Annotated in this window: 25 protein-coding genes; 19 read left to right on the forward strand and 6 right to left on the reverse strand. The window is 73.1% G+C overall.

All coding sequences use genetic code 11. From position 1 onward, the window contains the following. Window positions 1-523: 523 nt before the first annotated feature. The 4 genes from disA to ABD944_RS37925 all read right to left on the reverse strand — a co-directional run bounded on the left by disA (window position 524) and on the right by ABD944_RS37925 (window position 5,012). The gene (disA, locus tag ABD944_RS37910; protein WP_179845771.1) at window positions 524-1,606 is read right to left on the reverse strand and encodes a DNA integrity scanning diadenylate cyclase DisA; all 1,083 of its coding nucleotides are present in this window, start codon (window positions 1,604-1,606) and stop codon (window positions 524-526) included. Between the two features lie 113 nt (window positions 1,607-1,719). Then, window positions 1,720-3,144: a DNA repair protein RadA gene (gene radA, locus ABD944_RS37915; protein ID WP_345185719.1), complete on the reverse strand. Its 1,425-nt coding sequence runs from the start codon at window positions 3,142-3,144 to the stop codon at window positions 1,720-1,722. Between the two features lie 59 nt (window positions 3,145-3,203). Then, on the reverse strand, window positions 3,204-4,277 hold the full coding sequence (locus ABD944_RS37920) for an alpha/beta fold hydrolase (protein ID WP_345185722.1): 1,074 nt from the start codon (window positions 4,275-4,277) through the stop codon (window positions 3,204-3,206). Window positions 4,278-4,313: 36 nt separating this feature from the next. Next, window positions 4,314-5,012, reverse strand: a complete 699-nt coding sequence (locus ABD944_RS37925) for a class I SAM-dependent methyltransferase (RefSeq protein WP_345185725.1) — start codon at window positions 5,010-5,012, stop codon at window positions 4,314-4,316. Between the two features lie 129 nt (window positions 5,013-5,141). On the opposite strand from ABD944_RS37925, the gene ABD944_RS37930 reads away from it, so the two are divergent. The 9 genes from ABD944_RS37930 to ABD944_RS37970 all read left to right on the forward strand — a co-directional run bounded on the left by ABD944_RS37930 (window position 5,142) and on the right by ABD944_RS37970 (window position 12,214). Continuing rightward, entirely contained in the window at window positions 5,142-6,029 is an 888-nt protein-coding gene (locus ABD944_RS37930; protein WP_345185728.1) for a sugar phosphate isomerase/epimerase family protein, read from the forward strand. Beyond that, window positions 6,026-6,625, forward strand: a complete 600-nt coding sequence (locus ABD944_RS37935; protein WP_345185730.1) for a TetR/AcrR family transcriptional regulator — start codon at window positions 6,026-6,028, stop codon at window positions 6,623-6,625. Before ABD944_RS37930 ends, ABD944_RS37935 begins: the two co-directional genes overlap by 4 nt. Before the next feature lie 102 nt (window positions 6,626-6,727). After that, the gene (locus ABD944_RS37940; RefSeq protein ID WP_345185733.1) at window positions 6,728-7,480 is read left to right on the forward strand and encodes an ABC transporter ATP-binding protein; all 753 of its coding nucleotides are present in this window, start codon (window positions 6,728-6,730) and stop codon (window positions 7,478-7,480) included. Beyond that, a complete protein-coding gene (locus ABD944_RS37945) occupies window positions 7,477-8,211 on the forward strand; it encodes an ABC transporter permease (protein WP_345185736.1) in 735 nt (244 codons plus the stop codon). Before ABD944_RS37940 ends, ABD944_RS37945 begins: the two co-directional genes overlap by 4 nt. A gap of 110 nt (window positions 8,212-8,321) precedes the next feature. After that, window positions 8,322-9,494, forward strand: coding sequence for an LCP family protein (locus ABD944_RS37950; RefSeq protein WP_345185738.1), 1,173 nt, complete (start codon window positions 8,322-8,324; stop codon window positions 9,492-9,494). 60 nt (window positions 9,495-9,554) lie between these two features. Continuing rightward, the gene (locus tag ABD944_RS37955) at window positions 9,555-10,475 is read left to right on the forward strand and encodes a proline dehydrogenase family protein (RefSeq protein ID WP_345185741.1); all 921 of its coding nucleotides are present in this window, start codon (window positions 9,555-9,557) and stop codon (window positions 10,473-10,475) included. A 101-nt stretch (window positions 10,476-10,576) separates the two neighbouring features. Continuing rightward, complete coding sequence (gene proC, locus ABD944_RS37960) at window positions 10,577-11,371, forward strand: pyrroline-5-carboxylate reductase (protein WP_345185744.1); 795 nt, start codon at window positions 10,577-10,579, stop codon at window positions 11,369-11,371. Between the two features lie 68 nt (window positions 11,372-11,439). Next, window positions 11,440-11,874, forward strand: coding sequence for a hypothetical protein (locus ABD944_RS37965; protein ID WP_345185747.1), 435 nt, complete (start codon window positions 11,440-11,442; stop codon window positions 11,872-11,874). Window positions 11,875-12,058: 184 nt separating this feature from the next. Continuing rightward, window positions 12,059-12,214 carry a hypothetical protein gene (locus ABD944_RS37970; protein WP_345185750.1) on the forward strand — a complete coding sequence of 52 codons (156 nt, stop codon included), beginning with the start codon at window positions 12,059-12,061 and terminating at the stop codon, window positions 12,212-12,214. On the opposite strand, the gene ABD944_RS37975 is transcribed toward ABD944_RS37970, so the two are convergent. Further along, entirely contained in the window at window positions 12,211-13,209 is a 999-nt protein-coding gene (locus ABD944_RS37975; protein ID WP_345185753.1) for an alpha/beta hydrolase, read from the reverse strand. The genes ABD944_RS37970 and ABD944_RS37975 overlap by 4 nt on opposite strands. A gap of 158 nt (window positions 13,210-13,367) precedes the next feature. Between ABD944_RS37975 and ABD944_RS37980 the strand changes: the two genes are divergently transcribed. The 10 genes from ABD944_RS37980 (at window position 13,368) to ABD944_RS38025 (ending at window position 22,859) form a co-directional block, all read left to right on the forward strand. Beyond that, on the forward strand, window positions 13,368-14,582 hold the full coding sequence (locus ABD944_RS37980; protein ID WP_345185756.1) for an acetoin utilization protein AcuC: 1,215 nt from the start codon (window positions 13,368-13,370) through the stop codon (window positions 14,580-14,582). Beyond that, a complete protein-coding gene (locus ABD944_RS37985) occupies window positions 14,579-15,448 on the forward strand; it encodes a phosphatase (protein ID WP_345185758.1) in 870 nt (289 codons plus the stop codon). The genes ABD944_RS37980 and ABD944_RS37985 overlap by 4 nt, the downstream gene beginning before the upstream one ends. Window positions 15,449-15,809: 361 nt before the next feature. Beyond that, window positions 15,810-16,013, forward strand: coding sequence for a helix-turn-helix domain-containing protein (locus ABD944_RS37990; RefSeq protein ID WP_021591693.1), 204 nt, complete (start codon window positions 15,810-15,812; stop codon window positions 16,011-16,013). A 371-nt stretch (window positions 16,014-16,384) separates the two neighbouring features. Then, window positions 16,385-16,483, forward strand: coding sequence for a 30S ribosomal protein bS22 (locus ABD944_RS37995; protein ID WP_018654693.1), 99 nt, complete (start codon window positions 16,385-16,387; stop codon window positions 16,481-16,483). Between the two features lie 49 nt (window positions 16,484-16,532). Continuing rightward, window positions 16,533-17,528, forward strand: a complete 996-nt coding sequence (locus tag ABD944_RS38000; protein ID WP_345185812.1) for an NAD-dependent epimerase/dehydratase family protein — start codon at window positions 16,533-16,535, stop codon at window positions 17,526-17,528. Between the two features lie 32 nt (window positions 17,529-17,560). After that, entirely contained in the window at window positions 17,561-18,508 is a 948-nt protein-coding gene (locus ABD944_RS38005) for a lysophospholipid acyltransferase family protein (RefSeq protein WP_345185763.1), read from the forward strand. Between the two features lie 30 nt (window positions 18,509-18,538). After that, entirely contained in the window at window positions 18,539-19,705 is a 1,167-nt protein-coding gene (locus ABD944_RS38010; protein WP_345185766.1) for a low temperature requirement protein A, read from the forward strand. A gap of 155 nt (window positions 19,706-19,860) precedes the next feature. Next, window positions 19,861-21,048 carry a cytochrome P450 gene (locus tag ABD944_RS38015; RefSeq protein ID WP_345185768.1) on the forward strand — a complete coding sequence of 396 codons (1,188 nt, stop codon included), beginning with the start codon at window positions 19,861-19,863 and terminating at the stop codon, window positions 21,046-21,048. Window positions 21,049-21,120: 72 nt separating this feature from the next. Continuing rightward, window positions 21,121-22,077 (forward strand): ATP-binding cassette domain-containing protein, encoded by a 957-nt coding sequence (locus ABD944_RS38020; RefSeq protein ID WP_345185771.1) that lies wholly within the window; start codon window positions 21,121-21,123, stop codon window positions 22,075-22,077. Beyond that, entirely contained in the window at window positions 22,074-22,859 is a 786-nt protein-coding gene (locus ABD944_RS38025) for an ABC transporter permease (RefSeq protein WP_345185773.1), read from the forward strand. Before ABD944_RS38020 ends, ABD944_RS38025 begins: the two co-directional genes overlap by 4 nt. On the opposite strand, the gene ABD944_RS38030 is transcribed toward ABD944_RS38025, so the two are convergent. Continuing rightward, window positions 22,856-26,023, reverse strand: coding sequence for an ATP-binding protein (locus tag ABD944_RS38030; protein WP_345185778.1), 3,168 nt, complete (start codon window positions 26,021-26,023; stop codon window positions 22,856-22,858). The genes ABD944_RS38025 and ABD944_RS38030 overlap by 4 nt on opposite strands. Window positions 26,024-26,091: the final 68 nt, after the last annotated feature.

Genomic DNA, 26,091 nt, shown 5'->3' on the forward strand with positions numbered 1-26,091 from the left:
GCTCTGCTTGTGGTGGCCGCAACTCGCTCTGCTTGTGGTGGCCGCAACTCGCTCTGCTTGTGGTGGCCGCAACTCGCTCTGCTTGTGGTGGCCGCAACTCGCTCTGCTTGTGGTGGCCGCAACTCGCTCTGCTTGTGGTGGCCGCAACTCGCTCCGCCTGCGCTGGCCCTTGCCCGCCGCCTGCGCGCCGTCCCGTCGCCAGGGGTGCCTCGGGTTGCGCGGCCGGAGTTGCCGAATGTCGTGGCTGCGCTGGCCCGTTGTGAAGGGCGCAACGAATCTTCAGGTCCGCCGATCCAGGGCCTGCACTGCCTGGGCCCGCTGACTGTGGTGGCCGCCCGCTGCCTGCGGTGGGCGGTGCTGCTGCCTCGGCCCTCTTCGCTCGCCTTGCGGCTCGCTACGTGACCGGGCCTGGGCGAACGCGGCATCGCTTCGCGGTCTGCCCGGCTCCACTCGCCGCCGACTTCGCTCCATCGGCCAGGGCACGCGTTCGCGCGTGCGGCCGAGGGCCACTTCGAGGCAGGCCCTAGACGTAGCGTTCGAGGATGGACGATTCGGCGAGGCGGGAGAGGCCCTCGCGGACGCTGCGGGCGCGGGACTCGCCTACGCCGCCGACCGCCTGGAGGTCGTCGATGCTGGCGGCCAGGAGTTTCTGCAGGCCGCCGAAGTGCTCGACGAGGCGTTCGACGACCATGCTCGGCAGGCGCGGGACCTTGGCGAGCAGCCGGAAGCCCTTGGGGCTGACGGGCAGGTCGAGGGCGTCCGGGCCGGCGAAGCCCATGACCTCGGCGACCGTGGACAGGTCGAGGAGCTCGTTGGCCGACAGGGTGTCGAGGGACGACAGGATGGCGTCCACGCCGCGGGTGCGGGTGTCGTCGGACGGGTAGTCGCGGACGATCAGCTGCCGGTCGACGTCCACGCCGGAGACCAGCTCGTCGAGCTGGAGGGACAGCAGGCGGCCGTCGGTGCCGAGCTCGACGACGTAGCCCTCGATCTCGTCGGCGATGCGGCGCACCATCTCCAGGCGCTGGACGACGGCGCTGACGTCGCGGACGGTGACGAGGTCCTCGATCTCCAGGGCCGACAGCGTGCCGGACACCTCGTCGAGGCGCAGCTTGTAGCGTTCGAGCGTCGCCAGGGCCTGGTTGGCCTTGGAGAGGATGGCCGCCGAGTCCTCCAGGACGTAGCGGATGCCGTCGAGGTAGAGCGCGATGATGTGCATCGACTGGCTCACCGAGATGACCGGCAGGCCGGTCTGGCGGGCGACGCGCTCCGCGGTGCGGTGGCGGGTCCCCGACTCCTCGGTGGGGAGGGTGGAGTCCGGCACGAGGTGGACGGCGGCGCGGACGATGCGGGTGTGGCTGTCGTCGAGGACGATCGCGCCGTCCATCTTGGCGAGCTCGCGCAGCCGCGTGGCGGAGAACTCGACGTCGAGCTCGAAGCCGCCCGTGCACAGCTCCGCGACGGGCTTGTCGTAGCCGAGCACGATCAGGCCGCCGGTGTGGCCCCGCAGGATGCGCTCCAGTCCGTCCCGGATCTGGGTGCCGGGAGCCACCGCGGCCAGTGTGGCGCGGCGTCGTTCGTCATGACCCTTGTCGTGTGATGGCACCTGGCCCCCGGAGGTCGCTGGACGGCGCCAGTTTACCGAGGCGGGCCGCGCGCTGGTTCCTCCCCAGGTCGCAAGCGTGCGTTGTGTGAAGTAATACTCTGGCGGGACGCCTGTCAGGGAGCGGTAAACGCGACCTGCAGCGCCTGCTGGAGGCTGTCGACCTCCATGACCTTCATGCCCTCGTAGCTGCTGAGCTGCGGGTCGGCGCGTTTGAGGGGCCCGTCGGCCAGTTCGAGGGAGCCGCGCGGGATGACGGCGTACTTGAACCCGAGCCGGGCCGCCTCGGCCAGCCGCCGCTGGACGCCGGGCACGATGCGGACCTCCCCGGCGAGGCCCACCTCGCCGAGCGCGATGAGGCTCGTGGAAAGGGCCTGCTCGACGGTGGAGCCCGCGACGGCGAGGCCGAGGGCCAGGTCGACGGAGGTCTCGGCGAGCCGGACGCCGCCGACGGTCGAGACGTACACGTCCTGCTCGTGCATGGAGATCTTGCAGCGCTGCGCGAGGACGGCGAGGACCATCGCGACGCGGGAGGTGTCGAGCCCGGAGGTGGCGCGCCGCGGCGCGGGCAGGTGCGACTTGGCGACGAGGGACTGCACCTCGGCGACGAGGGGGCGGCGCCCTTCGAGGGTGACGGTGACGCAGGTTCCGGGGACGGCCTCCTCGCGGCGGGTGAGGAACAGGCCGCTCGGGTCGGGCAGCCCGACGATGCCGACCTCGGACAGGTCGAAGCAGCCGAGCTCGTCGGTGGGGCCGTACCGGTTCTTCATGGCGCGGATCATGCGGAGCCGGGAGTGCCGGTCGCCCTCGAAGTACAGGACGACGTCGACCAGGTGCTCCAGGAGGCGCGGCCCGGCGATCGAGCCCTCCTTGGTGACGTGGCCGACCAGCACGACGGTCATGCCGCGCTCCTTGGCGACCCTGATCAGGTTGGCGGCGACCTCGCGGACCTGGGTGACGCCGCCGGGCGCGCCGTCGGCCTCGGAGGTGCCGATCGTCTGGATGGAGTCGACGACGAGCAGCCCGGGATCGACCGACTCGATGTGGCCGAGGATGGCGGACAGCTCGGTCTCGGCCGCCAGGTACAGCCGGTCGGTGATCGCGCCGACGCGGTCGGCGCGCAGCCGGACCTGCTCGGCCGACTCCTCCCCCGTGACGTACAGGACGTTGCCGCCTTCGGAGCCCGCCGCGTCCGCCGTCGAGGCCAGGGCGGCGACCTCCAGCAGCAGCGTCGACTTGCCGATGCCGGGCTCGCCCGCCAGCAGCAGGACGGCTCCGGGCACGATGCCGCCGCCGAGGACGCGGTCGAGTTCGTCCAGGCCGGTGGGGCGCGTCTGCGCGGACCGCACGTCGACCTGCCCGATCGGGCGGGCCGGTGAGCTGACCGGCCCGGCCGACACGACCCGGGCCGGGGTCGCCGACGCGGCCTCGGTGACCGTTCCCCATGTCTGGCACTCGCCGCAGCGCCCGACCCACTTGGAGGTCTGCCATCCGCATTCCGAGCACCGGTAGGCGGCCTTGGCCGTCTTCGCCTTCGCCATGCGCGGAAGCGTAGGGCCGGGCACCGACAGTATTCATCCCGCACGCGGGATGAGGGGGCTCAGCTTTCCTTGCGGGCCCGTTCGATGAGGTCGCCGAGGTGGTCGGACACGATGCTCGGGCGTTCGAGCATGGCCATGTGCCCGGCGCCGGGGACGACCTCCAGCCGCCCGGACGGAACGCAGGAGGCGATCTTCAGGCTGTGCTCGACCGGGGTGAGCATGTCGTTCTCCGCGCCGATGACCAGGGTGTCGGCGCCGCCGAGGGACGCGCACTCGCTGATCACCTCGGTGGTGATCATGGAGCGGAAGAAGTCGACGAAGGCGTCCATGCGGGTGTCGGTCATCATCTGCTCGGCGAAGGCGACCGCGGCGGGGCTGGCGTCCGGGCCGAAGGCGACCAGGTCCTCGACGAGGGCGGCGGCGTCGCGGCCGAGGTGGCGGACGCGCTCGACGACGCCCGAGCCGGCGCCGAGCGCGCCGAGGGCGGCGGGCATGAGGCGGTGGGTGGTGCGCGCGATGAGCGCGGGCATGCCGAGCGTGACCTCGCCGAGGCCGCCGGACGACGTGCACAGCAGCCCGGCCGCGAGGATCTTGCGTCCGACAAGCTCGGGGTTCTCGTCGGCGTACCGCATGATGGTCATGCCGCCCATCGAGTGGCCGACCAGGACGACGGGGGTGTCGGCGGGGACGGTCGCCTCGATGACGGCGCCGAGGTCGCGGGCCAGGCGGGGGACGGCGTAGCCGTCGCGCGCGCCGCCGTCGGAGCGGCCGTGGCCGCGGTGGTCCCAGAAGACGAGGCGGCCGAGGCCGCGCAGGGCCTTGCGCTGGAAGTGCCAGGAGTCCTGGGTGAGCGTCCAGCCGTGGCAGAACACGACGGCGAGGTCGGTGCGGTCCTCGCCGTCGATCTCCGCGTAGAGGCGGGTGCCGTCGTCGGCGCGGACGGGCAGGGGGCGTCCGCGCAGCGACCCGAACGGCTCGCCCGCGAACGGGTCGGGGCGCAGCTGCAGGCGGCGCATGGCGCGGCGCTGGGCGACCAGCCCGGCGCCGGCGCCGGCCGCGCCGAGGGCGGTGGCGGCGAGGAGACCGCCGAGCGCCCTCCCGGCGGTGACTCGGCTCGTGGCGGCGCGACCCATGGTGCGTTCCTCCCGAATTCCCAACCGACTGGTAACTCAGGGGCAACGCCACCACAAATTCACGGCATAGTCCACCTCCAGGCCGGGGAGTTCGCGCAGGCAGGCGTCGGCGAGATCGCGGGGGAACTCGATCCGCAGGACGGCGGCCAGGTCCTCGCGGCTCTGGAACGCCCACCGGATCGTCAGCGGCTCCCGGTGGAAGCCGCGCCGCGTCCAGAACCGCTCGACGGCGCCGGGGTCGTACTTCGGCAGGCTCCGCTGGAACCAGCGGCCGAACGTGGAGCGGGTGGCGTCGTTGTCGATGATGAGGATCGCGCCGCCCCGCCGGACGACCCGGTCCAGTTCGGCGAGGCCCGGCTCGCATCCGGGGCCGAAGAAGTAGGCCCACCGCGCGTGGGCGACGTCGACGGACGCGTCCGGGAGCGGCAGCGCCTGCGCGGTGCCCGTGCGCACGGTGACGTTGGGAAGGTCCCGCGTGCGGCGCGCCGCGGCCGAGGCGAGGCCGGCGTGCGGCTCCACGCCGATCACCCGGCGCGCGTCCTCGGCGAAGAACGGCAGGTGGAAGCCGGTGCCGCAGCCGACGTCGAGGACGTCGGCGCCGTCCCAGGGGCGGATCGCGCGCATGGCGCCGGCCAGCACGCCGTCGGGGTCGACGGCGCGGTTCTCCAGCTCGTAGACCTGGGGAGAGTTCCAGATGTTGGGGCTGGGCACGGCGCCCCGCGCGATCTCGGCCACGGAGACAGAGGGTAGCCGCGCCGCGGGCGGAGCAAGGGAGATCACTCCCGGCGAGTGTTTCATCACGGCCGCGGCGGCATAGGCTCTCTTCTACGACACAGCCGAGCGATCATTCATGGCGAGGAAGCCTTGGCCCCGCAGCACAACGGCGCCCCTTCACCGGCGCTCCGCGTACCGGACGCGCCGATCACGCTCTCCACAGCGTCGGTGTACCCGGAGAAGGTCCCGAGCGCCTTCGAGATCGCCTCGCTGCTGGGCTACGACGGCATCGAGGTCATGGTCTCGACGGACGCCTCGTCGCAGGACCTGAACGTCCTGCGCCGGCTGTCGGACTACCACCAGGTCCCCATCAAGTCGATCCACGCGCCGTGCCTTCTGCTCACCCAGCGGGTCTGGGGGCGCGACCCCTGGGGCAAGCTGGTGCGCTCCAAGGACGTCGCCGAGGAACTGGGCGCCGAGGTCGTCGTCGTGCACCCGCCGTTCCGCTGGCAGCGCGACTACGCGAAGGAGTTCGTCGAGGGCCTCGCCCGCATGCAGGACGAGACGGACGTGCTGTTCGCGGTCGAGAACATGTTCCCGCTCAAGGCGCGCGGCGCCGAGGCGGGCATGTACCTGCCCGACTGGAACCCCGTCGACCAGGACTACCCGCACGTGACCCTCGACCTGTCGCACACCGCCGTCTCGGGGTCGGACGCCATCGACATGGCGGGGAGCCTGGGCGACCGTCTGCGCCACATCCACCTCGCCGACGGGGTCGGCATCACGAACAAGGACGAGCATCTCGTTCCCGGCCGGGGCAACCAGCCGTGCGGGACGATGCTGGAGAACCTCGCCGAGGGCGGGTTCAAGGGGCACATCGTCCTGGAGGTCAACACGCGGCGCGCGTCCAGCCGGATCGAGCGGATGGAGGACCTCGCCGAGGCCCTCGCGTTCGCGCGCCTGCACCTGGCCGCCGCCGCCCACACCTGGGAGGTCACCTCGGCCGGGGAGATCACCCGCCGGGGCGTGCGCCGGTGAGCGACCCCCGGGGCCGGACGCGGGGGCGGGGCCCGGGGCGCAGGCCCGGCCCGACGGAGACGCGCGAGAAGATCCTGGCCGCGGCGCGGGACCTGTTCGCCGAGAAGGGCTACGACGGCGCGTCGCTGCGAGCCATCGCCCGCGCCGCGGAGGTCGACCCCGCGCTCGTGCACCACTTCTTCGGCAACAAGGAGGGCGTGTTCGTCGAGGCGATGCGCTTCCCGGTGGACCCGTCGGTCCTGCTGCCGCGCATCATGTCGTTCCCTCCCGACCGACTCGGCGAGGGGCTGATCCGCACCTTCCTGCACGTCTGGGAGGACGACGAGCGCCGCGCCCCGCTGCTCGCGATGATCCGCTCGGCGATGACGAACGAGCGGGCGGCCGCGCTGCTGCGCGAGTTCGTCGCGTCCGCGCTGTTCGGGCGGGCCTCGCAGGCCACCGAGGCGTCGCCGCTCGGCATCCAGGCGGCCGCGGGCCAGATGATCGGCCTGATGGTCCTGCGCCACGTCCTGCGCGTCGAGCCGCTGGCCTCCGCCTCCGAGGACGAGCTGATCGAGCTGGTGGCCCCGACCCTCCAGCGCTACCTCACCTCCTGAGGCCTCATCCCTCTCCGCCCCCGCGTCCCGGGCGGGTCCTCCCCTTTCCTGTGGGGCCTTCGGCCCCTTGACCGCGGTCTCGCACCGGCCTAAATTCAACACATGATGAGTTCTAGTCCGGCGGGCGGCGCGTCCGAGCCCGCGGTGCGGGTGCGCGACCTGCGGGTCGACCGGGGCGGCCGGGAGGTGCTGCACGGGATCACCTTCGACGTCCCGCGCGGTTCGATCGTGGGGCTGCTGGGCCCGAGCGGCTGCGGCAAGACGACCCTGATGCGGGCGCTCGTCGGCGTTCAGATCGTGCGGAGCGGCGCGGTGACCGTGCTCGGCGAGCCCGCCGGGTCGCCCGGCCTGCGGCGCCGCGTCGGGTACGCGACGCAGAGGCCGGCCGTCTACGCCGACCTGACCGTCGCCGAGAACCTGCGCTACTTCGCGTCCGTGTTGCGCGCCCCGCGCTCGGACGTGGCCCGCGTCATCGACGAGGTCGGGCTCGGCCGCAGCCGCGACCAGACGGCGGCGACGCTGTCGGGCGGGCAGCTCAGCCGCGTCAACCTCGCCGCGGCGCTGCTCGGCGCGCCCGAGCTGCTCGTCCTGGACGAGCCGACCGTGGGGCTCGACCCGGTGCTGCGGCAGGAGCTGTGGGAGCTGTTCCGCGAGCTCGCCGAACGGGGCGCCACGCTGGTCGTGTCCAGCCACGTCATGGACGAGGCGGGGCGCACCGACCGGCTGCTGCTGATGCGCGAGGGCGCGGTCCTCGCCGACGGCACCCCGGACGGCCTGCGCTCGCGCACCGGCGCCGCCGACCTCGAAGAGGCGTTCCTCCACCTGATCCACGAGAGGGCCGGGAGCCCGTCATGAGCACCGCGATCACCTTCGCCACGATGCGGCGCATCCTGGCGCAGCTCAAGCACGACCACCGCACGCTCGCCCTGCTGATCGGCGTGCCGACGCTGCTGATGGTCCTGCTGCGGTACGTGTTCGACCAGCCGATGGTGTTCGACCGGATCGGGCCCATGCTGCTCGGCCTGTTCCCCTTCATCGTCATGTTCGTCGTGGCCAGCGTCGCCACCCTCCGCGAGCGCACCGGCGGCACCCTCGAACGGCTGATGACGATGCCGCTCGGCAAGCTCGACCTGCTGCTCGGCTACGCGCTGGCCTTCGGCCTGCTGGCGCTCGTCCAGGTCGCCGTGGTGCTGGCCGTCTCGCTGACGTGGCTCGGCCTCGACCTGAGCGGCTCGCTGGCGTCCCTGGTCCTGGTCTCCCTGCTGGACGCGCTGCTCGGCATGGCCCTCGGGCTGTTCGCCAGCGCGTTCGCCCGGACCGAGTTCCAGGCCGTCCAGTTCATGCCGGCGTTCGTCCTGCCGCAGCTGCTGCTCTGCGGCCTGATCGTCCCGCGCGCGGACATGGCGTCCTGGCTGCAGGCGATCGCGGACGTGCTGCCGCTGTCCTACGCGGTCGAGGGCATGCAGGAGATCAGCTCCAGCCCCGACTTCACCGGCACGCTGGCTCTGGACGTCTCCGTGATCGCCGGCTTCGTGGTGGTCGCCCTGCTGCTCGGGGCGGTCACGCTCCGCCGCCGGAGCGGGTGAGCGACCCGCGAACGGGGAGCCGGGTTTACACGGACGCCCCGTTGCGCCGCAACCGGACAGGTGGGCCGAAGTCGGCCATCCCTGCCGGGTGCTGCTGGTAGCTTCGCGCCATGACCTCCCCAGATCTTCACGGCTCTCCGGTGCCCCCGAGGCCCGACGAGGGGGCGCCCGAGCCCCCGGGGCCCGGGGCGCCGGGGGCACCGCAGGCCCCGGAGCCGGACGCCGACGCCGCGTTCTGGGGCGGCGGCCCGGACGGCGGCGGCGAGACGCGGCGCAGGCGGCGGTGGCCCCGCGTCCTGATCGCGGTCGGGGTGTTCGTGGCGCTGGTCGTGGCCGGGCTCGGCGGGCTGGCGTGGCAGCGGCAGTCGTCCTACAACGGCAACATCGACCGGCTCAAGGGCGTGATGCCGGACGACTCCCCGAACCGCCCGGGCGCGAACGTCGAGGGGACGGAGAACTGGCTGCTCGTCGGCTCGGACTCGCGGGCCGACGCGACGACCGGCGAGGGCAACCAGGTCTGGAAGCCGGGGCAGCAGCGCACCGACACGATCATGCTGCTCCACCTGCCGGCGGACCGGAAGAAGGCCTACATCGTCTCCTTCCCGCGCGACTCGTGGGTGGAGATCCCCGGCTACGGGCCGCAGAAGATCAACGCGGCGTTCTCGTTCGGCGGGCCGAAGCTGCTGATCGAGACCATGGAGAACCTCACCGGCATCCGCATCGACCACTACGGGGCGATCGACTTCGAGGGCTTCAAGTCGATGACGGACGCGCTCGGCGGCGTCACGGTCAACATCAAGCAGGGCGTGTACGACCCGGCGCGCAAGAAGCGCTGGGAGGCGGGACGGCAGAAGCTGAACGGCGAGGACGCGCTGCTTTTCGTCCGGCAGCGCTACAACCTGCCGAACGGCGACTTCGACCGGATCAAGCGGCAGCAGGCGTTCCTCGGCGCGCTCGCCAAGCAGGCCGCCGACCGGGGCACGCTCACCAACCCGCTCAAGCTCGACCGGTTCCTGTCGGCGCTCACCAAGTCGATCAGCGTGGACGAGGGGGTGTCGGCGGGCGACCTGCGCTCGCTGGCGCTCAGCATGCGCAGCGTCCGCGCGTCCGACGTGATGTTCATGACGCTTCCGCACAAGGGCACCGGCATGCGCAAGCGGCAGAGCGTCGTGTTCCTGGACGGGGCGAAGGCGAAGGCCCTCTTCGAGGCGGTCAAGACCGCGCGGATGAAGGAGTACGTACAGCAGTACGGCGCCGGGAACAGCCTCGGCACCGTGTCGTGAGCCCGGAGCCCCGGCGGCATAACCTGGGACGGTAGGCCCAGGGAACGAGGGGTTCGCACAGTGCTTCGTCAGGCGTTGCTGGTCGCGTCGCGCAGCGGAGGCGCGCGCAGAGTGGTGGAGACCGCGCCGTTCACCGGCGACGTGGTCCGCCGCTTCGTCGCCGGTGAGACGATCGACGACGCCCTGCGCGTCACCGCCGGGCTGACCGGCGAGGGCCTGCTCGTCAGCCTGGACGTCCTCGGCGAGGACACGCACGACGAGGGCCGCGCCGAGGCGAACGCCGCGCACTATGTCGAGCTTCTGGGACGGCTGGGCGCCGCCGGGCTCGGGACGCGCGCCGAGGTGTCGCTCAAGCTGTCGGCCATCGGGCGGACCTTCGACGAAGCACTCGCCCTGGAGAACGCGCGGCGGGTGTGCGCCGCCGCCCGCTCGGCCGGCACGACGGTCACCCTCGACATGGAGGAGTACACGGCCGTCGACACGACGCTGCGAGCCGTCCACGAACTGCGGCGGGACTACCCGGACGTGGGAGCGGTCGTCCAGGCGTATCTGCGTCGGGCAGAGGAACACTGCGCGGAACTGGCCTACGAGGGGTCGCGGGTAAGGCTGTGCAAGGGCGCCTACGCGGCGCCCGCTGCGGTCGCCTTCACCGACAAGGAGGAGGTCGACAGGTCGTACGTGCGGTGCATGAAGGTGCTGATGGCAGGCAAGGGGTACCCGATGCTGGCCACGCACGACCCCCGGCTCATCGAGGTCGCCGGTGCGCTGGCGGTGCTGTACGACCGCGACGACGACACCTTCGAGTACCAGATGCTCTACGGGATCCGCCCGCAGGAGCAGCGGCGCCTCGCCGCGGAGGGCGCGCAGGTCCGCGTCTACGTCGCCTACGGCCGCGAGTGGTACCAGTACTTCATGCGGCGGCTCGCCGAGCGGCCCGCCAACCTGCGCTTCTTCATGCGCTCCCTCATGGGGCGGTCCTAGGGCGGACCCGGGAGCGGCCCCGCGGCCGGTCGCCGGGCGGCGCCGACCGGCCCGGCGATAGGCTGGACCGGTCGTTTGGAACCCCACGTCAAGGTATGTCGATGATCGCGATTCTGGGTGCCGGGAAGATGGGCGAGGCGCTGCTGTCCGGAGTGCTCCGGGCCGGCCGCCGCCCGTCCGAGCTGATCGCCACCGCGCGCCGGGAGGAGCGGGGGGCGCTGCTGCGGGAGCGCTACGGCGTCGAGGTCGTGCCGAACGCGGAGGCCGCCGCGACGGCCGAGACCCTGGTCCTCGCGGTGAAGCCGCAGGACATGGGGGCCCTGCTGGACGAGGTCGGCCGGCACGTGCCGCCCGGCCGGCTGGTGATCTCGATGGCGGCGGGCATCACGACGGGGTTCGTCGAGGCGCGGCTGCCGGAGGGGGTGCCGGTCGTCCGCGTCATGTCGAACACGCCCGTCCACGTGGACGAGGCGATGAGCGTCATCTCGCCCGGGTCGCACGCGGGCGAGGAGCACCTGAAGCTGGCCGAGGAGCTGCTGTCGCCGGTCGGCAAGGTGCTGCGCATCCCCGAGTCGCTCCAGGACGGCGCCACCGCCCTGTCCGGCAGCGGGCCGGCGTACTTCTACTACCTCGTCGAGGCGATGGTGGACGCGGGCATCCTGCTCGGCATGCCGCGCGCCGCCGCGCTGGAGATGGTCATCCAGTCGGCGGTCGGCGCCGCGATCATGCTCCGCGACTCCGGGGAGCACCCGGTGCTGCTGCGCGAGGCCGTGACGTCCCCGGGCGGGACGACGATCTCGGCGATCCGCGAGCTGGAGCGGCACGGCGTCAGGGCCGCCGTCCTGGAGGCCATCGAGGCGGCCCGCAACCGGGGACGCGAGCTCGCGAGCGGCTGACGCCGTGACGGCGCCCCGTGATCGCCCGGAGCGTTGAGCCGGGCCGCGGCCGCGTCCGTGTAAGAGGTATGGGACTCATTATCCGCCTGATCGTCGCCGCCGGGCTGGCGGCCGACGCGATCGTGCACTGGAAGTTCGCGCCCGACATGGCCTTCGTGCGGGGCGGCTCCATCGACGGTGACCTGCTGTTCCGCCTCCAGGCCGCGGTCGCCGGGGTGGTCGCGGTGATCGTCCTGACCTACGCGACCCGCTGGGCGTACGCGCTCGCCTTCCTCGTCGCGGCCAGTGCGGCGGGCGCCGTCGTGCTCTACCACTACGTCGACGCGGGCGCGCTCGGCCCGCTGCCGGACATGCACGAACCCGTCTGGTACCTCGAGAAGACGATCAGCCTCGCCGGCGAGGGCGGCGCGGCGCTGGCCGCGCTGGTGGGCTTCCTCACCGCCGGACGCGGCCGCCGCGCGGGCGACGAGACCCTCGACCCCGAGCCCGCCGGCCGCTTCTGACCCGGAGCCGCGAACGCGGGAAGCGAAAGGGCGCGCCGAGCGAGAAGCCTGCGGAGTGACGCCGCGCGATGCGGACTGAGCGTGACGAGTACCGTGCGGGGCGTAGGAAAAGATCACTATTTCGGCGGCATGGCCGGCGCCACCCGGCTACCATCGATTTGATCTTGGAGTTCTGGGGGCCCGGATGGATGAACGGCGCGAACGTCCGAGCGAGACGCCGCTCCCGGCGTCCGCCCTGCACAGGGCGCTGCTCAGAGCGCGGGTCCCGCGCTTCATGGCCGACCACGCGGCCGCCCTGCTGGCCGGGCTCCTGGCGAAGCGGCCGGACCGCCGGGACTAGGCGGCCTTGGAGCGCTTCCTCGCCCGGGGGTGCTTGCCCGTCCCGCCCGTGACGGTCCGGACGAAGTGGGCGGCGTCCCGCATGGCGGCGCTCGCCTCCGGGAGGACGCGGTTCAGGATCTGGAAGACGTGCATCTGCCCCTTCCAGATCTGGAGGTCGCAGTGGGCGCCGGCGCGGCGCAGGGCGTCGGCGAACGCCTCGGCCTCGGTGCGCAGGACCTCGGCGCCGCCGACCTGGATGAGGACGGGCGGCATGTCGTTCCAGGCGCAGGTGAGCAGGGCCAGCCGCGGGTCCGCGAACCCGGTCGGACCGACGACGAGGCGGGCGACCCGGCGCGCCGACGACGCGCTGATGTAGGGGTCGCGGGCGCGGCTCTGCGCGCCCATCGACAGCTCGCAGGTCAGGTCGACCCACGGGGAGAACAGCATGAGCCCCGCCGGGCCCGGCAGGCCCTGGCGGCACAGCTCGCCGGTCAGCGCGGCGGACAGGTGCCCGCCCGCCGAGTCGCCCGCGAGGACGATGCCGGACGCCGGCACGCCCCGCGCGAGCAGCCAGCGGTAGGCGGCGACGGCGTCCTCCAGCGGCGCCGGGAACGGGTGCTCGGGCGCGAGCCGGTACCGGGGGGCGAGGATCGGCAGGCCCGTGTCGAGCGCGAGCCGCGAGGTGATGGGGCGGTGGGTGCGGGGCGAGCAGAAGACGTAGCCGCCGCCGTGCAGGTAGAGGACGGCGCCGGGGGCGTTCTCCTCCGCGGCGTCGCGCGGAACGATCCACTCGCCCCTGACCGGGAGGCCGCCGTCGTCCCCGGGCGCGGGGGCGTTCAGCGACTCGACCCGCACGTTCGGGCTGTGCCGCAGCAGCAGGGACGCGGCGTCCACCGTCGAGCGCGCGGTGCGGATGCTCGTCGCGTGGCCGGGCATGTAGTGCAGGAACGGGCGGACGCTCAGACGGAGCGCGTTGCTGATCGCTCGGCTTCGAACGCTCGGGTCGCCGTCCATTTGCACCCCCCGGAGGAGATATCTGCCTGACGGATGTATGCCCGTTTCCGGCATGTAACTCACGTCACAGATATGTTGCGGCGGCGGGCTCGGGGCGGGGCGTCGCGGGGCGGGAGCCTGTGGGCCAGGTCACATGCCCTGCGCGATACCGTGAGGTCATGAGCAGTTCCGATTCGTCCCAGTCCGCCGGTCCCGAGAACTGCGGCCTGGAGATCTTCTGGGACGAGCGGCTCATCTCCTACGACTTCGGCCCCGGCCATCCCATGAACCCCGTGCGGGTCGAGCTGACGATGGCGCTCGCCCGCGGGCTCGGCGTCCTGGACCGCCCGAACGTGCGGGTCTCGGCGTTCGAGGCCGCGGACGACAAGCTGCTCCGGCTCGTCCACGAGGAGTCCTACATCGCGGCGGTCAAGCACTCCGGCGCCACCGGGCTGCCGGAGCTCGGGCACGGCCTCGGCACCCCCGACAACCCGGTGTTCCTCGGCATGCACGAGGCGTCCGCCCTGGTCGCGGGCGCGTCGGTGGCCGCCGCCGAGGCGGTGTGGACGGGCCGCGCCGAGCACGCCGCGAACATCTCGGGCGGTCTGCACCACGCGCTGAGCGACGCCGCCAGCGGGTTCTGCGTCTACAACGACCCGGCCGTCGCGATCGCGTGGCTCCTGGAGAACGGGGCCGAGCGCGTCGCGTACGTCGACATCGACGTCCACCACGGCGACGGCGTCCAGGCCGCCTTCTACGACGACCCGCGCGTGCTGACGATCAGCCTCCACGAGTCGCCGCGGACGCTGTTCCCCGGCACCGGCTTCCCCGACGAGACCGGCGCGGACGGCACCTCGGTCAACATCTCGCTCCCGCCCGGCACCGGCGACCGGCCGTGGCTGCGCGCGTTCGAGGCGATCGTCCCGCCGCTGCTGCGCCGGTTCCGCCCGGACGTCCTCGTCACCCAGCAGGGCGCCGACGGCCACGCACTGGACCCGCTCGCCCATCTGATCCTCAGCGTGGACGGGCAGCGGACGGCGTACGCGATGCTGCACCGGCTGGCGCACGAGACGGCCGGCGGCCGGTGGGTCCTCACCGGCGGCGGCGGCTACGAGCTGGTGCAGGTCGTCCCGCGGGCGTGGACGCACCTGCTCGCCGAGGCGGCGGGCGGCCCCGTCCCGCCGGGCACCGCGACCCCGGACGACTGGCGTGAGTTCGTCCGGCAGCGGACCGAGGAGATCGCCCCGCGCCGCATGACGGACGGGACGGAGACGGTGGAGATCAGCAGGTGGGGGGACGGGTACGACCCCGGCAGCCCCGTGGACCAGGCGGTCCTGGCGACGCGCCGCGCGGTGTTCCCCGAGCACGGCCTCGACCCGATGACCGACGAGTGAACCGGCCCGCTCCGGCGTCCGGAGGCCCGGCGCCGACCAGGGACGAGCTGCGCGCCCACCTCGTCCGGACGATGATCGCCGGCGACGTGGCCACGCCGCGCCAGAACAACCTGCTGCACTACCGGCGGATGGCCAACGGCAACCCGTACTACCAGTTCGGCCTGGAGCTGAAGCCTTCGTGGTCGGAGCGGTCCGTGCTGGAGATGATGGTGGAGCGGTGCGGCGTCCACCCCGATCCGATGCACCTGTACGGGGACGACACCATCGATCCCGAGATCACGCTCGACACGCTGGAGGCGATGGGGGAGCGCATCGGCCTCGCGGCCCGGCGCGGGGAGAGCGTGCTCCTCGCGACCGGGCATCCGTCCACGCTGACGCCGCTGTACCAGGCGGTCGCGCGGGCGCTGGAGGAGGCGGGCTGCCGGGTGCTGACGCCCGCGGCCGGCTGGACCTACGAGGTCGACGCCGGGTACGGCGGCTCGGAGCTGCGCCGCATCGTCTACGCCGCCCCCGGCGTCGCGATGCTGGAGGGCGAGGACCTCCGCACGCACCACACGCACGACTCGCGCCCGATGGAGGCCATGCTCAGCGAGCTCGCTGTTAGCGGGTCCGGGGAAAATGTGGAAGCTAAACCACATATTTGGCCGGATCTGGCCATCGCCGACCACGGGTGGGCCGGAGCGGCCGGGCAGGCGGGCATCGACACCGTGGGGTTCGCGGACTGTAACGACCCGGCCCTGTTCGCCGGGGCCGCCGAAGGCAAGATCGACGTGGTGGTCCCGCTCGACGACGGCGTCTCCGCGCCCCACTACGCGCCCCTGACCGCCTACATCCTTGATCGCGCGGGCCTGCGGCCGTCCGGCTGAGCCCCCGATCCGGAGGCTTACTCCGTGGGGACGCCTGGGTGGCGACCGCTCGCCTGTCACGCCCTGTGACAGGGTTGCCGTAACGGGGCGCATGGGCTTGCCGAGAGGCATCTGACGCTGCGGAACCGAAGGTCGTTTCGTGGTTTTGGTTGACAAATTTTCGTCGCGACACGCGCGGTGCCGTCGCGTCCACCCTCTGTAAGGAATCAGCACTGTATCCCCGGGGTCAGGTCGGGTACGGAAATGTGCGGAACTCCCCTCTTGCGACTGCCGGTACGCGATTTACGCTGGAGGAAGTACACGTGCGTGATCAAAGTCACCCGAAGGGCCGGTGCGCGGCACGTGTGGAAGAGGGCGTCCGATGACCTCAGGCGAGCGACCTCTCAGTGAGGTCAGGTTCCTGACCGTCGCCGAAGTGGCGGCGGTGATGCGGGTGTCCAAGATGACCGTCTACCGCCTCGTCCACTCGGGCGAGCTCCCCGCGATCCGCGTGGGCCGCTCGTTCCGGGTTCCCGAGCAGGCCGTCCACGATTACCTGCGCGACGCGTACATCGAAGCCGGATAACGGGTAGGGGCGGGGCATGACCCCGCCGCGAACTCAGCACCCGGCCGCGCAGGGGGCGTCGGGAGGGCCCCGAGGGGCCGTCCCGAAGCTGGGGAAGAAGGACGAGGACCGGCAGAGCGGTCCGGACACCGAACGGACGGGCGATGGCCGGCGGCCACGCCCGCCCGGAAGGGACGGTGCCCGGCGCCGTGCGACGCGCGGTGCCGGCCGCCGTCCGCGCCGGTCGTCCCCGGGCCGCGGGGCAGGCCGCGGCATGATCTCCACCCACGCAGCGGTACCCTGGGGCCTCGGACCGTGCGCGCCTACCGAGACTCGCTCTCCGGCGGCACGCAGGTCTCCTGCACATCACCCGAGACTCCGAGCGAGGTTCCGTGGGCTCTGTCATCAAGAAGCGCCGCAAGAGGATGGCCAAGAAGAAGCACCGCAAGCTTCTGAAGAAGACGCGCATCCAGCGCCGCAACAAGAAGTAGCGACCACACCGGCCGTCCAGCCGTGAAGGGGTAGGGCCCAGTGTCGTCCATGCCCGCCGCCGCGGCCCGTGTCGTCCTCGTCACGGGCGTCTCCCGTTTCCTGGGGGCGCGGGTCGCGAACACCCTGCAAGCCGACCCGGGGATCGAGCGTGTCATCGGGGTGGACACGGTGCCGCCGGCCGAGTCGCTCGGCCGCACCGAGTTCGTCCGGGTCGACATCCGCACGCCCGGCATCGCAAAGATCATCTCGTCGGCCGCGGTGGACACGGTGGTGCACCTCAACCTGGTGACGTCCTCGTCGGTTCCGCGGGCGAAGGTCAAGGAGCTGAACGTCATCGGGACGATGCAGCTCCTCGCGGCCTGCCAGCGCTCGCCCGACATGCGCAAGCTGGTCGTCCGGTCGTCGGCCGCCGTCTACGGCTCCTCTCCGATGGACCCGGCCGTGTTCACCGAGCGGGACGAGCCCGTCGAGGCGCCCAGGTCCGGCTACGCCAAGGACGCCGTCGAGGTCGAGGGCTACGTTCGCGGGCTGATGCGGCGACGCTCCGACCTGGCCGTGTCGGTGCTGCGGTTCGCGAACTTCCTCGGGCCCGGCGTCGACTCGCCCCTCACCCGGTACCTGCGCCTCCCGGTCGTCCCGACCGTGCTCGGGTTCGACCCGCGGCTGCAGTTCGTCCACGAGGACGACGGCGTCGAGGTGCTGCGGCGCATGACGGTCGAGGACCACCCCGGCTGCTACAACGTCGCCGGGGACGGCGTGCTGCTGCTGTCGCAGGCCCTGCGCCGGGCCGGGCGGCCCTACCTGCCGGTCCCGTCGCCGTCCATCGCGGTCCTCGGCGACATGGGGCGCCGCTTCGCGGGCCTGTCGGGGTTCTCGCCCGAGCTGCTGCGCTGGCTGACCTACGGCCGGGTCCTCGACACCACCGCGCTGGAGCGCGAGCTGGCGTGGCACCCGAAGTACAGCTCCGAGGCCGCCTTCGCCGACTTCGCCGCCGCCCGCGGCTTCGTCCGCGGCGGCCTGACGGCCCTGCTGGGACGGACCTGACCCGTTTGGACCCGCCTGAGAGGAGAGCCGAGATGATGGACGACGCGCACCCCGGGGACGACGAGGGCGCGCAGGTCATCCGGCTCGCCTCGGTCCGCGAGGACGCCCCGGGCGGGGAACCGCCCGGCGACGACCGGCCGCCCGAGCGCGGCGGGTTCGAGCAGGCCCTGGCGTCCGGGCTGGCGTTCCTGCGGCGCCGGCTGACGGGCGAGTACGAGATCGACGAGTTCGGCTACGACCCCGAGTTCAACTCCACCGTCCTGCTGCCGCTGGCCCGCGCCCTCTACGAGCACTGGTTCCGCGTCGAGCTCGACGGGCTGGACAACATCCCCGAGGGCGGCGCCCTCCTCGTGGCCAACCACTCCGGCACGATCCCTCTCGACGCGCTCATGCTGTCGGTCGCCCTGCACGACCACGCCGGCCGGCAGGTCCGCCTCCTCGGCGCCGACCTCGTCTACCAGATCCCCCTGCTCGGTCATCTGTCCCGCAAGGCCGGCCACACGCTCGCCTGCCAGGCCGACGCCGCCCGCCTGCTCGCCAAGGGCGAGCTGGTCGGCGTCTTCCCCGAGGGCTTCAAGGGCGTCGGCAAGCCCTTCTCCGAGCGCTACAAGCTCCAGCGCTTCGGCCGCGGCGGCTTCGTCGGCACCGCGCTGCGCGCCGGGGTCCCGATCGTGCCCTGCGCCATCGTCGGCGCCGAGGAGATCTACCCCAAGATCGCCGACCTGCGTCCGCTGGCCCGCCTCCTCGGCCTCCCCTACTTCCCGATCACGCCGACGTTCCCGCTGCTCGGCCCCGCCGGGCTCGTCCCGCTCCCGTCCAAGTGGGTGATCCGGTTCGGCGAGCCGATGACGCTGGACGGCTACGACGCGGACGCCGCCGACGACCCCATGACGGTCTTCGAGATCACCGACCATGTGCGCGAGAACGTCCAGCACATGCTCTACGAGACGCTGCTGCGCCGGGGCCCCGCCTTTCTCTGACCGGCCGTGGGCGGCCCTAGAGTGTGCGCCATGCCGCTCCGCAGCCGCATGGTCGCTCGCGACCTGGGCGAACCCCACCGCGTCTCCAGCCCCCTCGAACTGCTCTTCGACCTGACGTTCGTCGCGGCGGTCTCCCAGGCCGCCGGACGGTTCGCCCACGCCGTCGAGAGCGGCCACGTGGGCGACTCGCTCGCGCCGTTCCTCATGACGTTCTTCGCGATCTGGTGGGCGTGGATGAACTTCACGTGGTTCGCCTCCGCCTACGACACCGACGACGTCCCGTACCGGCTCCTGACGTTCGTGCAGATGGCGGGCGTCCTCGTCCTCGCGGCCGGGGTCCCCGACGCGTTCGACGGAGACTTCACCACCGTCACGATCGGCTACCTCGTCATGCGGGTCGGCCTCGTCGCCCTCTGGCTGCGCGCGGCCGCCGCGCATCCCGAGGGCCGGGCCACGGCCCTGCGGTACGCGATCGGCCTGTCCGTCGTCCAGGTGTTCTGGGTGGCGCGGCTCGCCCTGCCGGACCAGGGCCCGATGTGGGTGTTCTTCGTCTGCGCGGCGCTCGACCTGGCCGTCCCGCCGGTCGCGGAGCGGCCCGGCATGACGACCTGGCACCCCCACCACATCGCCGAGCGGTACGGGCTGTTCACCATCATCCTGCTGGGGGAGAGCGTGCTCGCCTCCACGAACGCGGTGCAGGACGCCGTGAAGCGCGGCGTGGGCGGCGAGCTCGTCACGATCGCCCTCGCCGGGCTCGCCATCCTGTTCGCGATCTGGTGGATCTACTTCTCCGAGCCGGCGGGCGAGGGCCTGGAACGGCGCCGCGACCGGTCCTTCCTGTGGGGATACGGCCACTACTTCGTTTTCGCCGCGCTCGCCGCCCTCGGCGCCGGCCTGGAGACCGCGGTGGCCTCCTCCGGTCATCACATCGAGGCGGGCGCCCGGCTGGTGGCCGCCTCCGTCGCCGTCCCCGTCGCCGTCGTGCTGGTCATGCTGTGGGCGCTGCACGCCCCGATGCGGCGCATGAACACGCATCCGGGGTTCCTCATCGCCACGGCCGTCCTGGTGCTCCTCACGATCTTCGCCGCACCCGCCCTGGGCATCCCGGGGACCCTCCTCCTGACGGCCGCGCTCCTGGCGCTCCTCATCACCGCCACTTACGCCCGCCCCGCGCCGAAACCCGCGCCGTCGACGTAGGATCCCCCGAGTTGATCTACGACGGGGGTCGGTCGACTCCTGGTCCCGCGTCCGGGTCCTCTTCGCCGCTGAACTGTCCTCCTCCTGACGGGCGGGCCGTCCCGGACGAGGCGTGGCATCCTGGCCAGCGGGACACACTCCGTGGGGAGGCCGTGATGCGGGACGGGACGGAACGCGGCGAGGCAGGCGGCCCGCAGGTGGACTTCGACCCGTTCGCCGGACCGCGGCCCGCCGGGACGGCCCACGCGCGGATGGACGAGCTGCGGGAGACGCATCCGGCGTTCCGCAGCACCGCCGGGCCGGGGTTCTGGGTGCTGACGCGGTACGACGACATCCTCGCCGCCTTCCAGGACCCGGGGACGTTCTCCAGCCGCGCGATCGCCGTCATCGACCCCGACCCGGCGCACCAGTGGATCCCGGTCATGCTGGACCCGCCGCTGCACACGACGTGGCGGCGGTTACTGCGGCCGTTCTTCACCCCCGTCGCCGCCGCCGTGCTCCGGGAGCGGATCACCCGGCACTGCGCCGACCTGATCGACGGTTTCGCGTCCCGCGGCTCCTGCGACTTCGTCACCGACTTCGCGCGCCTCTTCCCCACCGCCATCTTCCTGGAACTCGTCGGCCTGCCCACCGAGCGGCTGGAGGAGTTCCTCGGGTGGGAGCGCGCCATCCTGCACTCGCGGCCCTCCACCGGCGACCGGGCCGAGGCCATGGGGGCGCTGACGGCCTGCCTCGGCGAACTCATCCGGGACCGCCGCGCCCGTCCGCGCGAAGACCTGGTCAGCGCCGCGACCGGTTTCGCCGTCGACGGGCGGCCCGTCACCGACGACGAGCTGCTCCAGCTGTGCGTCCTGCTCTTCCTCGCCGGTCTCGACACCGTCGCCGCTCAGCTGTCCTACACCTTCTGGCACCTGGCGAGGGAGGACGCCGACCGCGCCCGCATCGCCTCCGACCCCGACGTCGTCCCGGACGCGATCGAGGAGTTCCTCCGCGTCTACGCGCCCGTCCTGCCCGCCCGCAAGCTCACCCGCGACGTCGAGGTGCGCGGCTGCCCGATGAAGGCGGGGGAGATGGTCATGCTGCCGACCGGCATGGCGACCCGCGACCCCCGCGCCGTGCCCGCCGCCTCCACCGTCGACATCGACCGCCCGCCGGCCCGCCACCTCGCCTTCGGCGCGGGACCGCACCGCTGTCTCGGCGCGCACCTGGCCCGGCTCGAACTCCGGATCGCGCTGCGCGAATGGCACGCCCGGATACCGGACTACCGCGTCGCCCCCGGCGCCGAGCCCCTGGAGCACGCGAGCCTCGTCCTGGGGCTGGACACGCTGCCTCTGACCTGGTGACTTTCAGCCGCCCGGACTGGTCGAAACCGGGGTGAAAGCGGGCTGAAGCCGGGGGCGCGCACGCTTCGGGGCATGAACATCGAGGCACGGCAGACGGCCATCCAGGTGACCGGGCTGCGCAAGGCGTTCGGGGACACGACCGTCCTCGACGGGATCGACTTCGAGGTGCCGCGCGGGACGGTCTACTCGCTGCTCGGGCCGAACGGCGCCGGGAAGACGACGGCGGTGCGCATCCTTTCCACGCTGCTCCGCGCGGACGGCGGCGAGGCCAGCGTCGCGGGACGGGACCTGCGGACGGACCCCGACGGGGTGCGCCGGGCGATCGGCGTGACCGGGCAGTACTCGGCCGTGGACGGGCTGCTGACGGGGCGGGAGAACCTGATCCTCATGGCGGACCTGCACCGGCTCGGCAAGGCCGCCGGGCGGAGGGCCGCCGACGAGATGCTGGAGCGGTTCGACCTGGTGGAGGCGGCCGGCAGGAAGGCCGGCACGTACTCGGGCGGGATGCGGCGGCGGCTCGACATCGCGATGACGCTGATCGGCGCCCCGCAGATCATCTTCCTGGACGAGCCGACGACCGGGCTCGACCCGCGCAGCCGCCGGACCATGTGGGAGCTCATCCGCGGCCTGGTCAGGAGCGGCGTGACGATCTTCCTGACCACGCAGTACCTGGAGGAGGCCGACCACCTCGCGGACCGGATCGCGGTCCTGGACGGCGGACGGCTCGTCGCCGAGGGGACCTCGGAGGAGCTGAAGCGGCTCGTCCCGGGCGGGCACGTCCGGCTGCGGTTCGCCGACCTGGCGGCGCTCGACGCGGCGGCGCGGACGCTCGGCTCGGTGACGCGGGACGACGACTCGCTCGCCCTCCAGGTGCCCGGGGACGGCGGCGTCGCCTCCCTGCGGACGCTGCTCGGACGGCTGGAGGCCGCCTCGGTCGAGGTCGCCGAACTGTCCGTGCACACCCCCGACCTCGACGACGTCTTCCTCGCCCTCACGGGCACGGACCACGAGAAGGTGACCTCGCGATGACCACGCTCACGCACGCGGCGGCCGACTCCGCGACGATGCTGCGCCGCAACCTGCGGCACGCGCTGCGCTACCCGTCGCTGACGATCGGCGGGATGATGATGCCGATCATGATCATGCTGCTGTTCGTCGGCGTGTTCGGCAACGCGCTCGGGGAGGGCGTCGGCGGCGCGGCCAAGGGCGACTACATCCAGTACGTCGCCCCGGGGATCATCCTGATGGCCGTCGCGTCCGGCTGCATGGCGACGTCGGTGTCGGTCTGCGTGGACATGACCGAGGGCATCGTCGACCGGTTCCGGACGATGCCGATCTCGCGGTCGTCGCTGCTCACCGGGCATGTCGCGGGCAGCATGATCCAGACGCTGCTGAGCACGGCCGCCGTGGTCGCCGCCGCGGTCGCGATGGGATTCCGGACGAGCGGCGGCGCGGTGGACTGGCTCGCGGCCGCCGGCCTGCTGGTGCTGCTCACGTTCGCGCTGACCTGGGTCGCGGTCATGCTCGGGCTGCTGGCCAAGAACCCGGAGGGCGCGAGCAACACGCCGCTGATCATCCAGTTCCTGCCGTTCGTCGGCAGCACGATCGTCCCGCCGGAGTCGATGCCGGCCGGGGTCCGGTGGTTCGCGGAGTACCAGCCGTTCACCCCGATGATCGAGACGCTGCGGGGGCTGCTGACCGGCACCCCGAGCGGGCAGGACGCGGCGGTGTCCGTCGCGTGGTGCGCCGGCCTCGCCGTCGTCGGCTACGCCTGCTCCAAGGTGCTGTTCGACCGGAAGGCGCCCCGCTAGCCCCGCCGGTCCCGCGAGAACCCGCGCGCGAGCTCGCGGGCGGCGGCCAGCAGCTCCGCACGGCCCAGGCCGGCGAACTCCGACACCGCGTCGGAGTACGCCGGCCCGTCGGCGTCCTCGGCGGCGCGGCCGGCCGCCGCCGAGGACATCGTCGGCTGGAACGACCGGACGTGGTGGAGGCGCCGCGCCAGCGCGATCGCCCGCGCCGCCCGCCTGCGGACGTCCGGCGCGGCGCCGGGACGGGCCAGGTCGACCATGGCGAGCGCGAGCAGCAGACCGCCGGTGACCGGCAGGTCCATGTAGAAGGCGGGCATCGGGAACGGCGGGCCGTCGGCCAGCGCCGCCAGCTTGGCGGGGAGCCCGGCGACGATGTCCTCGACCAGGTCGACGCGCCCGTGCCGGGCGTGCGCGACGACGGTGACGCAGTGGGCCTCCAGCGTCCACGGGTCGAGTCCGGTCGGCGCCATCGGGCCGTCCTCGGCGGCGAGCCGCTCCACCGCCTCCCGCCAGAGGCGCAGACCGGTGTCGGCGTCGCCGCGGCCGAGGGCGATCTCCGCGCGCGCTCCCAGGTTGAAGGAGGCCGTGCCGAAGGACTCGTCCGGCCCGTGGACCAGCGACTGGTCGAGCCACCGCTCGGCCTCGTCGTACTCGCCCAGCGCGACGTGGGCCGAGGCGAGCGCCCACATCAGCCCGAACATGTCGGGCCACCGGTACCGCTCCAGCAGCTCCATCGATATCCGCAGATGGTGCAGGGCCCGGTCGGCCTGGTCGAGCTGCATCAGCAGTTCGCTGAGCCGCGAGTGGGCGAGCAGCCGGCACCAGGGGATGTCCGGCGAGCAGCCGACCCCGATCATCGCCTCGGTCGCCGCGAGCGCGCCCGCCACGTCCCCGTCCCGTTCGCGGATGTATCCGGCGGCGCAGTTCGCGATGGCGGCGACGAGCGGCTCGTCCCGGCCGCACAGCTCCTCCAGGACGGAGCCGCCGGGCGCGAGGATCTCCGGCAGGGCGGCCAGCACGGTCGCCATCGCGGGGACGAGGCCTTCCGGCGGCGCGGGCGGGAGGCGGCGCAGCGCGACGAGCGTGCGGGTCGCCTGCGGCCCCTGGACCAGGCCCGTCGCTAGCACGTTGAGCGTCAGCGCCGTCCGCGTGACCTCGACGTCCCCGGGGCCGGGGCGCAGGCGGCTCAGGAGCCCGGCGGTCTCCGCCGCCATGGCGGCCAGCCGGGTGTAGGCCGCCTCCAGGGTCCACAGCCCGCCGAGGACGGCGGTCACCGCCGCGACGGCCGGGCCGTCCCGGCGGTCGAGGCCGTGGCGGAGCGCCTGCTGGAGGTTGTCCTGCTCGACCCGCACGCGTTCGACGGGCGCGAACGGGTCGGTGCCGAACAGCGCGTCGTGGTGCGCCGCGCCGAACTCCCGCGCCCAGGCGAGCAGGCCGCCCACCGTGCGGCCGGTCTCCCCCTCGGCCTCCCGGTGGGCCGCGCTGAACTCGCGGACGCTCTCCAGCATCCGGAAGCGCGTCCCGGGGCCGCCCTCGACGGGTTCCAGGAGGGACTGGTCGACGAGGTCCTCCAGGACCTCCAGCGCGTCGCCGCCGTCCAGGACGTGGCGGGCCGCGTCCGCGGTGAAGCCCCCGGGGAAGACCGACAGCGCCCGCATGGCCGCCCGGCCGTGCGGGGAGAGGAGGTTCCAGCTCCAGTCGACGACCGCGCGCATGGTCCGGTGCCGGGACGGCGCGTCGCGCGCGTTGCCGCGCAGCAGGGCGAACCGGTCGTCCAGGCCGCGGGCGATCTCGGGCACGGACATGACGCGGACGCGCGCCGCCGCCAGCTCGATCGCGAGCGGCAGCCCGTCCAGGCGACGGCAGAGCTCCTCCACCGCGCCGGAGGGCAGCGCGGCGCCGGGACGCGCCGCGTGCGCCCGCCGGCGGAACAGCTCGGCCGACGTCGCCGGGTCCAGCGCGGGCAGCGGGTACACCGACTCCGACGACAGCCCGAGCGGCGCGCGGCTCGTGGTGAGGATCCGCAGGTCCCGCGTCATCGACACCAGCGCGCCGGCGAGTTCGGCGGCGCCCGCGACGACGTGCTCGCAGTTGTCCAGCACGAGCAGGACCGAGCCGGGCCCGAGCACCTCCGCGATCGCCGGGACGAGGTCGGCGGGCCCGCCGACGCGTCCGTGGGCCCTCGGCGACTCGCCGACCCCGAGGACGGACGCGACCTCGCCCGCCACGTCCTTGTCCCGCGCGACGCCGGCGAGGGGGACGTAGTGCACCGCCCGCTGCGGCGCCTCGCGCGCGACGGCGTTCGCCAGCCGCGTCTTGCCCAGCCCGCCCGCCCCGACGATCGAGGTGACGCGGGACGCGCGCACGAGGTCGAGCACGGCGGCGAGGTCCCCGGCCCGGCCGAGCAGCGGGTTCGGCTCGTGCGCCACGCCGCGCCGGACGGGGGGCGCCTCGTCCTGGAGCAGCTCCCGCTGGACGCGCTGGAGCGCGCCACCCGGATCGGTGCCGAGGTCGTCGCGCAGCGACCGCCGGTAGGACTCGTACCGCGCCAGCGCCGCCGACGGCCCGGCCGTCGCGGCCTCGCACCGCAGCAGCTCCGCGAACAGCTCCTCGTCGCGCGGATACTCCCGGACGGCGCGGGTGAGCGCCTCGAAACCCTCCGCGTGCCGGCCGAGCCGCGCGAGGGCCAGGGCGCGGGCTCGCGTCAGCGCCCAGTAGGTCGGGATCCGGGCCGCGCGCAGGACGGAGACCGGATCGTCCGCGTCGTCCGGTTCGGGTGGGGCGTCCCAGAGCGCCAGTCCCGCCTCGGCGTGCGAGAGCGCGCCGGCGTGGTCGCCGTCGCGGGAGCGGCGCGCGCTCGCGGAGGCCGCGAGCACCACCGCGGAGGCGTCGACCGCGGACTCGTCCAGGCCGATGCGGTACCCGGTCGGCGTGCTCACGACGACGTCCGCGCCCAGCTGCGACCTCGCCCGGGACACGACGACCTGGAGCGCCTTGGCCGGATTCTCCGGACGCTCCTCGGGCCACAGCCCCTCCACCAGCCGGGCGACGGACACGCCCGCCCGCGGCTCGCCCGCGAGGAGCGCGAGCAGGCCGCGCAGGCGCGGGCTTGTGACGTCCCGCCCCCGGCAGGCGACCCCGGACAGGACCCTCAGCTCCACGATCACGGGGACAGGGTAGGACGTGGGGGACAAACGCGTTAGGTCGCGTTCGCCGGTCGATGCCGGGAAGCGGC

The organism is Actinomadura verrucosospora (assembly GCF_039540335.1).
Classification (GTDB): Bacteria; Actinomycetota; Actinomycetes; order Streptosporangiales; family Streptosporangiaceae; genus Spirillospora; species Spirillospora verrucosospora.